Genomic DNA, 13,159 nt, shown 5'->3' with positions numbered 1-13,159 from the left:
CAGGTACCGGCATCCACGTTACAGACGGTCCCGGCAAAAGTGCCTGACCTGACCCCTATTAGCGGTTACCAGCGCCCCACCAGACCCGGTGACATCACCTCCCGGATCATGGACGACTGGGGGCAGTAATCATGCCGGGTCTGGCTGGCTAACACCCCATTATAAGGGGTACGAATAAAGTAACGGGAGTATCCTGGAAATGCAGAAAAGTAAACTCTTTGAGAAGGACGAGCAGAACGCCTGAAAATATGCCTTTCCCTTCAGGTTTGTCTGTGGATACCGCTTATTGATTTGAAAGGGCAAGCTGCCAACAGGCTGTTTGCAAAACTCAGGAGGTAAGCAATGAGGACACTACTTTCGGTGAAGTGGGGGAGTTAAAGTCACCTGCTATGCAGGTGACTTTATCCAGGCGAACGCGTTATCAGAACGCGTAGTTAAAGTTAGTACCGAACAGCCAGGCTTTACCTTCAGACTCGAACTGGTATGGGCCTTCGTTAATTTTCACGCTCTGACCGTGCATATAAGAAACACCAACGTCGACTGAAGCATCTTTATTAAATGCGTAAGTCGTACCTGCACTCAGCCAGAAACGGTCCTGGTCCGGAATGGAGATAGAACGATTCTGAGCCGGAACTGGGCTGTCATCAAAGGCGATACCGGTACGGAAGGTCCAGTTATCATCGTAGTAATAAGTGGTACCCAACGCGATGCGGTAAGCATCTTTAAAGCCTTCATGTTTCTGGAACAGCGTGTTGCCACTGGTTGAGGTCGCTTTCAGCTGCTGGAACTGACTCCAGCTGGTGTAAGCCAGGCTATAGTGAATCGCCCACTGTGGATCAACACGGTTATAACCTGACACTTCCCACATTTCAGGCAGGTTCAGCGTCAGATAACCCGATTGCGTTGCGCCACCTGTCGCGGTAGGAATTGGCAAACCGTAGTTATTAAACGCACGATTAAGATCGCTGCTGTAGTTACCTTTGAAGTCAATTTTCACTTCAGAACGGTAGGTCAGTGCATAGCGGTTATTTTTATCCAGTTCATACAGGATTCCGGCGTTCCAGCCAAAGCCCCACTGGTTACCGTTCAGATGAGCGATTTTGGTATTACTGTCGATACCGTTGGCGGTAGCTGCCAATGCTTGCCCTTGAGGAGTTTGCCCGGCAGGAGATTGCATAATCTGACCAGCAACCAACTGCCCCAGATCGCCTGCGAAACGTTCAATTTTCGCGCGAGCGTAGACGGCGTTGAAACCAAGACCAAAGCTCCATGCATTATTTAAGCGATACGCACCGCTTAAGTTCAGGTTCATGGTTTCAAGGTCAGTTGTACCCCCGACAGAGCCGCCTGCATAAGTATCATTAAACTCTGTTGCCAGACCATAGTTAGAGGTAATAGAAGCGCCCCAACCAAATTGGTCGTTAATCGGTGCAACAAAGTGCATGTTCGGAACCCATGCCGTAGGCGCGATGTTATCGGCTTTCAGGCTACGACCAGACGGAGACGTTCCGCTGATATTCACATCCGGGTCAATATAAACCGCACCCGCAGAAAATGTCGGGCGGTCAAACATGGTAATCAATGCGGGGTTACGGCTAACGTTACCTGCATCATCGGCAATTGCGCCTTCCCCTGAATAAGCCCGGCCCAGGCCAGAGGAAGAAAATTCGTTTAACTGAAAGCCTGCCGACCAGGCCTGGTGGAGATAAGTGCCACTGCGACTGCGAGAGCAGACTTTGTAAACAGGGTTTTCTGGCTCATGACCATAACCTCAATGATTTATTTTTATACAAACTATGTTACGTGCTGTAACAGGAGCGCGAAGTGTAGGGTCTGAGGTACATCTTAGAAATCAGACCAGTGGCGAGAGTATAGGTCGGACCAGCTGGAATGTTGCAAGTATGTTTCCATCTTTTTTCAAATATGATCTAAGAAACGCGATCCAGCTGGCAAAATTTGGAGGTTGCGCACTCGCGGATTCGGGTGAATTTTGTTTTAGAGCATTTTTAAGTGTGATTTCGGTCACTTATCCGATTTTGCAGAATTAACAACTGGAGCAGCACTTTCCGGAAGCGTAAAATATCCACAACGTTTATCTGGCACCTTGGGTGCACATACAGAGGAAATCAACGATGAGTAAATGTAGTGCTGATGAAACCCCGGTTTGCTGCTGTATGGATGTTGGCACCATTATGGACAACTCCGACTGCACCGCGTCTTACAGCCGCGTGTTTGCAAACCGCGCAGAAGCAGAACAAACGCTGGCGGCGTTGACTGAAAAAGCCCGTAGCGTGGAATCCGAACCGTGCAAAATCTCCCCGACTTTCACTGAAGAGTCTGACGGTGTGCGCCTGGATATCGATTTCACTTTTGCCTGCGAAGCTGAAATGCTGATCTTCCAGCTGGGTCTGCGTTAATTCCTCTCGGGTACGTTCGCCCCTGTCAGTTGCTGGCAGGGGCGTTTTCTTTTCTTTCTCCTGTCTTCACTGTGTCATAGCTCCCACTTTCCTTTTTCTCCGCTTGGCTAAATGTAAAAAAATGGTTAAGACTATGATCAGGTCAGACCACTTTATTTATTTTTTTACAGGGGAGTGTTATGGGTCAGGTTTTACCGCTGGTTACCCGCCAGGGCGATCGTATCGCCATTGTTAGCGGTTTACGTACGCCTTTTGCCCGCCAGGCGACGGCTTTTCATGGCATTCCCGCGGTTGATTTAGGGAAGATGGTGGTAGGCGAACTGCTGGCACGCAGCGAGATCCCCGCTGAAGTGATTGAACAGCTGGTCTTTGGTCAGGTCGTACAAATGCCTGAAGCCCCCAACATTGCGCGTGAAATTGTTCTCGGTACCGGAATGAATGTGCATACCGATGCTTACAGCGTCAGCCGCGCTTGCGCTACCAGTTTCCAGGCGGTTGCAAACGTCGCAGAAAGCCTGATGGCGGGAACTATCCGAGCGGGGATTGCCGGTGGGGCAGATTCCTCTTCCGTATTGCCAATTGGCGTCAGTAAAAAACTGGCGCGCGTGCTGGTTGATGTCAACAAAGCTCGAACCATGAGCCAGCGCCTGAAACTCTTCTCTCGCCTGCGTTTGCGCGATTTAATGCCCGTACCGCCTGCAGTAGCAGAATATTCTACCGGCTTGCGGATGGGTGACACCGCAGAGCAAATGGCGAAAACCTACGGCATCACCCGAGAACAGCAAGATGCATTAGCGCACCGTTCGCATCAGCGTGCCGCTCAGGCATGGTCAGACGGAAAACTCAAAGAAGAGGTGATGACTGCCTTTATCCCTCCTTATAAACAACCGCTTGTCGAAGACAACAATATTCGCGGTAATTCCTCGCTTGCCGATTACGCAAAGCTGCGCCCGGCGTTTGATCGCAAACACGGAACGGTAACGGCGGCAAACAGTACGCCGCTGACCGATGGCGCGGCAGCGGTGATCCTGATGACTGAATCCCGGGCGAAAGAATTAGGGCTAGTGCCGCTGGGGTATCTGCGCAGCTACGCATTTACTGCGATTGATGTCTGGCAGGACATGTTGTTCGGTCCGGCCTGGTCAACACCGCTGGCGCTGGAACGTGCCGGTTTGACAATGAGCGATCTGACATTGATCGATATGCACGAAGCCTTTGCAGCTCAGACACTGGCGAATATTCAGTTGCTGGGTAGTGAACGTTTTGCTCGTGAAGTACTGGGGCGTGCACATGCCACTGGCGAAGTGGACGATAGCAAATTTAACGTGCTTGGCGGTTCGATTGCTTACGGGCATCCCTTCGCGGCGACCGGCGCGCGGATGATTACCCAGACATTGCATGAACTTCGCCGTCGCGGCGGTGGATTTGGTTTAGTTACCGCCTGTGCTGCCGGTGGGCTTGGCGCGGCAATGGTTCTGGAGGCGGAATAATGGAAATGGCATCAGCGTTTACTCTTAATGTTCGTCTGGACAACATTGCTATCATCACCATCGACGTACCGGATGAGAAAATGAATACCCTGAAGGCGGAATTTGCCTCGCAGGTGCGCGCCATTATTAAGCAACTCCGTGAAAACAAAGAGTTGCGCGGCGTGGTGTTTATCTCCGCGAAACCGGACAATTTTATCGCCGGAGCAGACATCAACATGATCGGCAACTGCAAAACGGCGCAAGAAGCGGAAGCTCTGGCGCGGCAGGGCCAACAGTTGATGGCGGAGATTCATGCTTTGCCCATTCCGGTTATCGCGGCTATTCATGGCGCTTGCCTGGGTGGTGGGCTGGAGTTGGCGCTGGCGTGCCACGGTCGCGTTTGTACTGACGATCCTAAAACGGTGCTCGGTTTGCCTGAAGTACAACTTGGATTGTTACCCGGTTCAGGCGGCACCCAGCGTTTACCGCGTCTGATAGGCGTCAGCACAGCATTAGAGATGATCCTCACCGGAAAACAACTTCGGGCGAAACAGGCATTAAAGCTGGGGCTGGTGGATGACGTTGTTCCGCACTCCATTTTGCTGGAAGTCGCTGTTGAGCTGGCGAAGAAGGATCGCCCATCTTCCCGCCCTCTACCTGTACGCGAGCGTATTCTGGCGGGGCCGTTAGGTCGTGCGCTGCTGTTCAAAATGGTCGGCAAGAAAACAGAACACAAAACTCAAGGCAATTATCCGGCGACAGAACGTATCCTGGAGGTTGTTGAAACGGGATTAGCGCAGGGCACCAGCAGCGGTTATGACGCCGAAGCTCGGGCGTTTGGCGAACTGGCGATGACGCCACAATCGCAGGCGCTGCGTAGTATCTTTTTTGCCAGTACGGACGTGAAGAAAGATCCCGGTAGTGATGCACCGCCTGCGCCATTAAACAGCGTGGGAATTTTAGGTGGTGGCTTGATGGGCGGCGGTATTGCTTATGTCACTGCTTGTAAAGCGGGGCTTCCGGTCAGAATTAAAGATATCAACCCGCAGGGCATAAATCATGCGCTGAAGTACAGTTGGGATCAGCTGGAGGGCAAAGTTCGCCGTCGTCATCTCAAAGCCAGCGAACGTGACAAACAGCTGGCATTAATCTCCGGAACGACGGACTATCGCGGCTTTGCCCATCGCGATCTGATTATTGAAGCGGTGTTTGAAAATCTCGAATTGAAACAACAGATGGTGGCGGAAGTTGAGCAAAATTGCGCCGCTCATACCATCTTTGCTTCGAATACGTCATCTTTACCGATTGGTGATATCGCCGCTCACGCCACGCGACCTGAGCAAGTTATCGGCCTGCATTTCTTCAGTCCGGTGGAAAAAATGCCGCTGGTGGAGATTATTCCTCATGCGGGTACATCAGCGCAAACCATCGCCACTACGGTAAAACTGGCGAAAAAACAGGGCAAAACGCCCATTGTCGTGCGTGACAAAGCCGGGTTTTACGTCAATCGCATCTTAGCGCCTTACATTAATGAAGCTATCCGCATGCTGACCAAAGGTGAACGGGTAGAGCACATTGATGCCGCGCTAGTGAAATTTGGTTTTCCGGTAGGTCCAATCCAACTTTTGGATGAGGTAGGAATCGACACCGGGACTAAAATTATTCCTGTACTGGAAGCCGCTTATGGAGAACGTTTTAGCGCGCCTGCAAATGTTGTTTCTTCAATTTTGAACGATGATCGCAAAGGCAGAAAAAATGGTCGGGGTTTCTATCTTTATGGTCAGAAAGGGCGTAAAAGCAAAAAACAGGTCGATCCCGCCATTTACCCGCTCATTGGCGCACAAGGGCAGGGGCGACTCTCCGCACCGCAGGTTGCTGAACGGTGTGTGATGTTGATGCTGAATGAAGCAGTACGTTGTGTTGATGAGCAGGTTATCCGTAGCGTGCGTGACGGGGATATTGGTGCGGTATTTGGCATTGGTTTTCCGCCATTTCTCGGTGGACCGTTCCGCTATATCGATTCTCTCGGCGCGGGCGAAGTGGTTGCAATAATGCAACGACTGGCCACGCAGTATGGTTCCCGTTTTACCCCTTGCGAGCGTTTGGTCGAGATGGGCGCGCGTGGGGAAAGTTTTTGGAAAACAACTGCAACTGACCTGCAATAAGAAGGTCAAAGCTATATGAATCCGCGCTGAATGGCGGAGTATTGGTCAAAATGTAAACGCATATTGACTATACTTACGCCATTGAGGTAAAAAACAGCGTTTCATTCGGTGAATGGATAAGGCACAATGCCGGCCACCGTTTTCTTTCTCTGGTTTCAGATGAAAGAAAATGGGCGAATCTGGTTAACAAAAGCGGTGCAATATGCAAGTTTTTATCATGCGTCACGGCGACGCAGCCCTCGATGCCGCCAGTGATTCGGTTCGTCCTCTGACCACTAATGGTTGTGACGAATCTCGCCTGATGGCGAACTGGCTGAAAGGTCAAAAAGTGGAAATCGAACGCGTTCTGGTGAGCCCGTTCCTGCGAGCCGAGCAAACACTGGAAGAAGTAGGGGATTGTCTGAACCTGCCTTCCAGTGCAGAAGTTCTGCCGGAGTTAACGCCCTGCGGCGATGTTGGTCTGGTCAGTGCCTATTTGCAGGCGTTGACCAATGAAGGTGTTGCTTCGGTACTGGTGATCTCTCACTTACCGTTAGTCGGGTATCTGGTTGCCGAGTTATGTCCGGGCGAAACGCCGCCTATGTTTACCACCTCGGCCATTGCCAGCGTAACGCTTGATGAAAGCGGAAACGGTACATTCAACTGGCAGATGAGCCCGTGTAATCTGAAGATGGCAAAAGCTATCTGATGTGTTCCAAATTATGCCCAATGAGGTAGATTCATTGGGCATAATTGCTCATCAGGCAGCGGATATCTGTCAACCTCACTACTATCGAAGACTCTCCTTATCTATAAATAAAACACTTTCTACATTCATTCGGAAATTATTCTTCTGCGCGTATCTTGATTTTGCCCAAAGTTACATGTTGAAATGAATAATGTCTGTTTGACACTCATTGTCATTTATTAATACAGATAATAGAGTTGAATAATCAGGCAGGATGTAATTGAAACTTGATTAAATTCTGGCTATAGTGTTTATATATTATATTGTCAAAAGTGGATAAATGCCAATCGCATTATATGTTCATTGTTTGTTTTTTAAGCTGTTGATATTCATTATTGATATACTTTCTATTTTTTCTAAATACTTATTCCGTATTTTTTAAGGATGTCCTTAAGATAATCTTTCTTCTGTCAATATATTAATTAAATCTACATTTACTCTTTAGTAAAATTAAATTGCATCAGGGGTGTGGAAACATCACTATGCGGCCCCACACCAACGAATACAATTTTCTACGACCTGTTCTTTTTGGATCGCATGCCGTATTCAATGGCTGGGTATAAACATTGGCTATTGACTGAATCAATGTATTGCAATGTTTATATTTTTAATTATTTATAGTTTAAGGACAAATAATGAGTAAGTTTATTAAAACAGCTATTGCTGCGGCAATGGTGATGGGCGTGTTCACCTCTACGGCAACAATCGCTGCGGGTAACAACGGTACTGCACGTTTTTACGGCACCATTGAAGACTCAGTGTGTTCTATCGTTCCGGACGATCACAAACTGGAAGTTGATATGGGTGATATCGGTGCCGAAAAACTGAAAAATAACGGCACCACCACGCCGAAAAGTTTCCAGATTCGTCTGCAAGATTGCGTATTTGATACTTAGGAAACAATGACCACTACCTTTACAGGTACCGTTTCTTCTGCAAATAGCGGCAATTATTACACCATTTTCAATACCGATACCGGTGCGGCATTTAACAATGTTAGCCTGGCGATCGGTGACTCTCTGGGTACCTCTTACAAAAGCGGCATGGGTATTGACCAGAAAATAGTGAAAGACACTTCTACTAATAAAGGCAAAGCGAAGCAGACACTGAACTTTAAAGCCTGGCTGGTCGCGCAGCTGATGCGCCAGATCTGGGTAATTTCGAAGCAAATACCACCTTCCAGATTACTTACCTGTAAGGCATACCCCCATAGCGACACTGCTATGGGGGATTTAAATGGATTTTGACCGAACAAGAATAAAAACGGATAGAAACGTGTATGCCTGACCATTCTCTTTTTCGATTACGGATTCTTCCGTGGTGCATTGCGCTGGCAATGTCAGGGAGTTATAGCAGTGTCTGGGCTGAAGACGACATTCAGTTTGATTCCCGTTTTCTGGAATTAAAAGGCGACACAAAAATTGATCTGAAGCGTTTTTCCAGCCAGGGATATGTTGAGCCCGGAAAATACAATTTACAGGTTCAACTAAATAAACAGCCATTGGCGGAAGAGTACGATATTTACTGGTATGCTGGTGAAGATGACGCGAGCAAAAGCTATGCTTGTCTGACACCGGAACTGGTAGCGCAGTTTGGTTTAAAAGAAGACGTGGCGAAAAATCTGCAATGGAGCCACGATGCTAAATGCCTGAAATCCGGTCAACTGGAAGGCATGGAAATTAAGGCTGATTTAAGCCAGTCCGCATTAGTCATTTCACTGCCACAGGCTTACCTCGAATATACTTATCCCGACTGGGATCCGCCTTCACGTTGGGATGACGGCATCTCCGGGATCGTCGCGGACTACAGCATCAACGCACAAACCCGGCACGAAGAAAATGGCGGTGATGATAGTAACGAGATCAGCGGCAACGGGACGGTCGGGGTTAACCTGGGGCCGTGGCGTATGCGTGCTGACTGGCAGACTAACTATCAACATACTCGCAGTAATGATGACGATGAATTCAGCGGCGATGAAACTCAAAAAAAATGGGAGTGGAGTCGCTACTATGCCTGGCGGGCGTTACCATCATTAAAAGCCAAACTGGCGCTGGGCGAGGATTACCTCAGATCCGATATTTTTGATGGTTTTAACTATGTTGGTGGCAGTGTCAGTACTGACGATCAAATGTTGCCTCCCAATCTGCGCGGCTACGCGCCAGACATTTCCGGCGTGGCACACACCACAGCAAAAGTGACCGTCAGCCAGATGGGGCGTGTGATTTACGAAACGCAGGTTCCGGCTGGACCGTTTCGTATTCAGGATCTTGGTGATTCTGTCTCCGGTACGTTGCATATTCGCATTGAAGAACAGAACGGCCAGGTGCAGGAATATGACATCAGCACCGCCTCGATGCCATACCTCACTCGTCCAGGTCAGATTCGCTATAAGATCATGATGGGCCGTCCGCAAGAGTGGGGACACCATGTCGAGGGTGAATTTTTTTCTGGTGCTGAAGCTTCCTGGGGGATCGCTAACGGCTGGTCGTTATATGGCGGCGCACTGGGAGATGAAAACTATCAGTCTGCGGCGCTTGGCGTCGGTCGCGATTTGTCTACATTCGGCGCGGTCGCGTTTGATGTTACTCACTCGCACACCAAACTGGATAAAGACACCGCTTATGGCAAAGGTTCGCTGGACGGTAACTCCTTCCGTGTGAGTTATTCCAAAGACTTTGACCAGCTCAACAGCCGCGTTACTTTTGCTGGATATCGCTTCTCGGAAGAGAACTTTATGACCATGAGCGAGTATCTGGATGCCAGTGACAGCGGAATGGTACGCACGGGCAACGACAAAGAGATGTACACCGCCACTTATAACCAGAACTTCCGCGATGCGGGTGTTTCGGTTTATCTCAACTATACCCGCCATACCTACTGGGATCGCGAGGAGCAGATAAACTACAACATCATGCTCTCGCACTATTTCAATATGGGCAGTATTCGTAATGTCAGCATCTCGATGACTGGCTACCGTTACGAGTATGACAACCAGGCCGACAAAGGCATGTACATTTCGCTCAGTATGCCGTGGGGCGACAACAGTACCGTTAGCTATAATGGTAACTATGGCAGTGGGACGGACAGCAGTCAGGTCGGTTATTTCAGCCGTGTCGATGACGCGACTCACTATCAGTTGAACGTCGGCACCAGTGACAAACACACCAGCGTTGACGGCTATTACAGCCATGATGGTTCGCTGGCGCAGGTTGACCTCAGTGCGAACTACCATGAAGGGCAATACACCTCTGCGGGCTTGTCGTTACAGGGCGGCGCAACGCTTACTGCCCACGGTGGCGCACTTCACCGTACCCAGAATATGGGCGGGACACGCTTGTTGATTGATGCCGATGGCGTTGCCGATGTTCCGGTGGAAGGTAACGGGGCTGCTGTTTATACCAATATGTTTGGTAAAGCCGTCGTTTCTGACGTCAATAACTATTACCGCAATCAGGCGTATATCGACCTCAACAGATTGCCTGAAAACGCTGAAGCAACCCAGTCGGTGGTGCAAGCCACGCTAACTGAAGGTGCCATTGGCTACCGTAAATTTGCTGTCATTAGCGGACAAAAAGCGATGGCGGTGCTGCGCCTGAGCGACGGCAGCCATCCTCCGTTTGGCGCAGAAGTAAAAAATGATAACGAGCAGACAGTGGGCCTTGTCGATGATGACGGCAATGTTTATCTGGCTGGGGTGAAACCTGGCGAACACATGAGTGTGTTCTGGAGTGGTGTTGCGCATTGCGATATCAACCTGCCGGACCCGCTGCCTGCCGATCTGTTTAACGGCTTGTTACTGCCATGCCAGCATAAAGGCAATGTAGCACCTATCACTTCGCCGGCGGTCAAACCGGCGATTCAGGAACAGACACAGCGGGTGACGCCAACGGAACCTCCGACTTCAATTTCAGTAAACCAGTAACGTGATTAAGGAATGATCCATGTTTAATCTGACTAACACTGCAAAATCGTTGTCCCGGCACTGGCGCTGCTGGCGACAGCGGTCAGTTTCTCCAGCCACGCTTCGGTGACGCCCGACAGGACACGGCTGGTGTTTAACGAAAGCGACAAGTCCATCAGCGTCACGCTGCGCAACAACGATCCCACACTGCCTTATCTGGCGCAGAGCTGGATAGAGGATGCAAAGGGCAACAAAATCAGCTCGCCGCTTGCGGTGCTTCCGCCAGTGCAGCGCATCGATGCGATGATGAACGGCCAGGTGAAGGTGCAGGGGCTGCCGGATATCAACAAACTGCCGGCCGACCGCGAGAGCGTGTTCTATTTCAACGTGCGCGAAATTCCGCTGAAATCAAATAAACCGAACACACTGCAGATTGCGCTGCAGACGCGTATCAAACTGTTCTGGCGACCGAAGGCGCTGGAGAACACCAGCATGAAAAGTCCGTGGCAGCATAAGGTGACGCTCATCCGTAACGGCCAGGACTTCACCGTCAATAACCCGACGCCGTACTACGTGATCATCAGCAACGCCAGCGCTAAAAAAGGCGGCAACCCGCCGGCGGGATTCACACCGCTGATGATGGAGCCGAAAACCTCCGCACCGCTGAATGCGAAGATGGACAGCGTGCCGGTGCTGACTTACATCAACGACTACGGCGCGCGGATGCCGCTGTACTTCAAATGCACCGGCAACAGCTGCCAGGTGGATGAAGAGCAGAGCCGCAAAGGCTGATGCCGGGAGGGACTTATGAGTCACAAGTTTGTAGCGGGCGCAGGGTTGCTGGTGCTGGCCGGATGGGGCATCAGCGGTTTGGCTGTTGCTGGCAGTGATATCAAACAGGTGGATCTGACGCTGCGAATCCTGGTCGATGGACCGCCGCCTTGCTCCGTGAAGGGAAGCGCTGTGAAATTTGGCAATGTGATAATCAACAGGATCGATGGTACCAATTACCAACAGGATGCGAAATACACCCTCAACTGCGGTAATAAAGTCAGCGATGACTTACGGATGCAGCTCAAAGGCAATACCGCCGTGATCAACGGAGAAACGGTTCTCAGCACGGATATCGCCGGCCTGGGGGTGCGGATAGAAAACGCCGCCGACAACTCCCTGTTTGCAGTTGGTGAAAATAACTGGACGCCTTTTAATGTCAACACTCAGCCTCAGCTGAAAGCGGTGCCGGTAAAACAGAGCGGGGTGCAACTGACGCCGTCGGAGTTTAACGCCACGATGACCATGGTGGTGGATTACCAATGAAAAAATTCCTGCTCCTTTTACTGTGCGCTGGTTGCGGGGCTGTGCTGGCGGCGGAAGATGACATCACATTCCACGGTACGCTGATGTCGCCGCCCGCCTGTAGCATCAGCGGCGGGCAAACCATCGAAGTGCAATTTCGCGATCTCATTATCGACAGCATTGATGGCAATTATGGTCGTCAGAAAGTGGACTACGAACTGAGCTGCGACTCGGATGTCCGCGATCCCGAGTGGAATATGACACTCTCCTGGACGGGGACTGCCACCTCCTACAACGACTCTGCTATTGAGACGGATGTACCGGGCTTCGGAATTGAGCTTCAGCATGACGGTCAGCGTTTTAAGCTCAACGAGCCGCTTTCCATTAACGCCACCGATTTTAGCCAGAAGCCAAAGCTGGAGGCGGTACCGGTCAAAGCGGCTGATGCGGTGCTGACGGACACGACCTTTTCTGCTTACGCAACCTTACGGGTGGATTACCAATGAAAACAGCACACATTTATTCACCCGGTTATGCGCTGTTAGCAGGCCTGCTGCTGACCGCCAGCACAGGAGCACAGGCAGTCGACAACAACCTGCATTTTTACGGCAACCTGCTGAGTAAATCCTGCACGCTGGTGGTGGATGGTGCCAACCTGGCAGAAATCCATTTTCCCACCGTCAGCAACCGGGATTTGATGGTATCTGGGCAGTCCGCGCATCTGCCGGTTGTGTTTAAGCTGAAAGACTGCAAAGGTAAGCGTACAGCCTGAACCGTCTGGTCAGAATCTGACGAATTAGACAAAGTGGTGTCCACCAAATAAGTAGTGGGAACCAAAGTGTCAGATATGCAGAAAAATGTGAATCCCGGCAGGCGAAAAGGCTGCCCTAATTATCCTCCCGAATTTAAACAGCAGCTCGTTGCTGCCTCCTGTGAACCCGGGATATCCATCTCAAAACTTGCTCTTGAAATGGCATTAATGCCAATCTGTTGTTCAAATGGCGACAACAATGGCACGAGGGAAAGCTGCTATTACCTTCTTCAGAGAGCCCCCAGCTACTTCCTGTGACTCTCGATGCAGCTGCCGAACAGCCAGAATCGCTCGCAGAGGATCCGGAAACCCTCAGTATCAGCTGTGAGGTAACGTTCCGGCACGGGACGCTCCGCTTCAATGGCAATGTCAG

8 protein-coding genes and 3 pseudogenes are annotated in these 13,159 nt (G+C 50.5%); 10 read left to right on the top strand and 1 reads right to left on the bottom strand.

Going from position 1 to position 13,159, the window contains the following annotated elements:
• Window positions 1-421: 421 nt before the first annotated feature.
• Window positions 422-1,761 (bottom strand): annotated as a pseudogene (fadL, locus tag BFF42_RS01705) (long-chain fatty acid transporter FadL).
• A gap of 371 nt (window positions 1,762-2,132) precedes the next feature.
• On the opposite strand from fadL, the gene BFF42_RS01700 reads away from it, so the two are divergent.
• The 10 genes and pseudogenes from BFF42_RS01700 to BFF42_RS01650 form a co-directional block, all read left to right on the top strand.
• Window positions 2,133-2,417: a YfcZ/YiiS family protein gene (locus BFF42_RS01700; protein WP_000030901.1), complete on the top strand. Its 285-nt coding sequence runs from the start codon at window positions 2,133-2,135 to the stop codon at window positions 2,415-2,417.
• A gap of 179 nt (window positions 2,418-2,596) precedes the next feature.
• The gene (gene fadI, locus BFF42_RS01695) at window positions 2,597-3,907 is read left to right on the top strand and encodes an acetyl-CoA C-acyltransferase FadI (protein ID WP_000531950.1); all 1,311 of its coding nucleotides are present in this window, start codon (window positions 2,597-2,599) and stop codon (window positions 3,905-3,907) included.
• Window positions 3,907-6,051, top strand: coding sequence for a fatty acid oxidation complex subunit alpha FadJ (gene fadJ, locus BFF42_RS01690; protein ID WP_000424993.1), 2,145 nt, complete (start codon window positions 3,907-3,909; stop codon window positions 6,049-6,051). Before fadI ends, fadJ begins: the two co-directional genes overlap by 1 nt.
• Before the next feature lie 202 nt (window positions 6,052-6,253).
• Window positions 6,254-6,739 (top strand): phosphohistidine phosphatase SixA, encoded by a 486-nt coding sequence (sixA, locus tag BFF42_RS01685; protein ID WP_001195819.1) that lies wholly within the window; start codon window positions 6,254-6,256, stop codon window positions 6,737-6,739.
• A 674-nt stretch (window positions 6,740-7,413) separates the two neighbouring features.
• A pseudogene (locus BFF42_RS27475) lies at window positions 7,414-7,976 on the top strand (fimbrial protein).
• Between the two features lie 81 nt (window positions 7,977-8,057).
• Window positions 8,058-10,700, top strand: coding sequence for a fimbrial usher protein YfcU (yfcU, locus tag BFF42_RS01670; RefSeq protein ID WP_005058328.1), 2,643 nt, complete (start codon window positions 8,058-8,060; stop codon window positions 10,698-10,700).
• 45 nt (window positions 10,701-10,745) lie between these two features.
• Window positions 10,746-11,471, top strand: a complete 726-nt coding sequence (locus BFF42_RS01665) for a fimbria/pilus periplasmic chaperone (protein WP_146759021.1) — start codon at window positions 10,746-10,748, stop codon at window positions 11,469-11,471.
• A gap of 15 nt (window positions 11,472-11,486) precedes the next feature.
• Entirely contained in the window at window positions 11,487-11,996 is a 510-nt protein-coding gene (locus BFF42_RS01660; RefSeq protein WP_000018471.1) for a fimbrial protein, read from the top strand.
• Window positions 11,993-12,481, top strand: coding sequence for a fimbrial protein (locus BFF42_RS01655; RefSeq protein WP_000714140.1), 489 nt, complete (start codon window positions 11,993-11,995; stop codon window positions 12,479-12,481). Before BFF42_RS01660 ends, BFF42_RS01655 begins: the two co-directional genes overlap by 4 nt.
• Window positions 12,478-12,732: pseudogene (locus BFF42_RS01650) on the top strand (fimbrial protein); the annotation flags it as partial. The gene BFF42_RS01655 and the pseudogene BFF42_RS01650, both read left to right, overlap by 4 nt.
• Window positions 12,733-13,159 lie beyond the last annotated feature (427 nt).

The organism is Shigella sp. FC1661, assembly GCF_001712525.1.
In the GTDB taxonomy this organism is placed as follows: domain Bacteria; phylum Pseudomonadota; class Gammaproteobacteria; order Enterobacterales; family Enterobacteriaceae; genus Escherichia; species Escherichia coli.
Note: the sequence above shows the minus strand (reverse complement) of the source record. Positions and strands in the feature narration are given on the sequence as shown.

Excerpts from the sequence above, each read along its gene's own strand:
- BFF42_RS01700 (WP_000030901.1), top strand. The coding sequence starts at position 2,133 with ATGAGTAAATGTAGTGCTGATGAAACCCCGGTTTGCTGCTGTATGGAT.
- fadI (WP_000531950.1), top strand. The coding sequence starts at position 2,597 with ATGGGTCAGGTTTTACCGCTGGTTACCCGCCAGGGCGATCGTATCGCC.
- fadJ (WP_000424993.1), top strand. The coding sequence starts at position 3,907 with ATGGAAATGGCATCAGCGTTTACTCTTAATGTTCGTCTGGACAACATT.
- sixA (WP_001195819.1), top strand. The coding sequence starts at position 6,254 with ATGCAAGTTTTTATCATGCGTCACGGCGACGCAGCCCTCGATGCCGCC.
- yfcU (WP_005058328.1), top strand. The coding sequence starts at position 8,058 with ATGCCTGACCATTCTCTTTTTCGATTACGGATTCTTCCGTGGTGCATT.
- BFF42_RS01660 (WP_000018471.1), top strand. The coding sequence starts at position 11,487 with ATGAGTCACAAGTTTGTAGCGGGCGCAGGGTTGCTGGTGCTGGCCGGA.
- BFF42_RS01655 (WP_000714140.1), top strand. The coding sequence starts at position 11,993 with ATGAAAAAATTCCTGCTCCTTTTACTGTGCGCTGGTTGCGGGGCTGTG.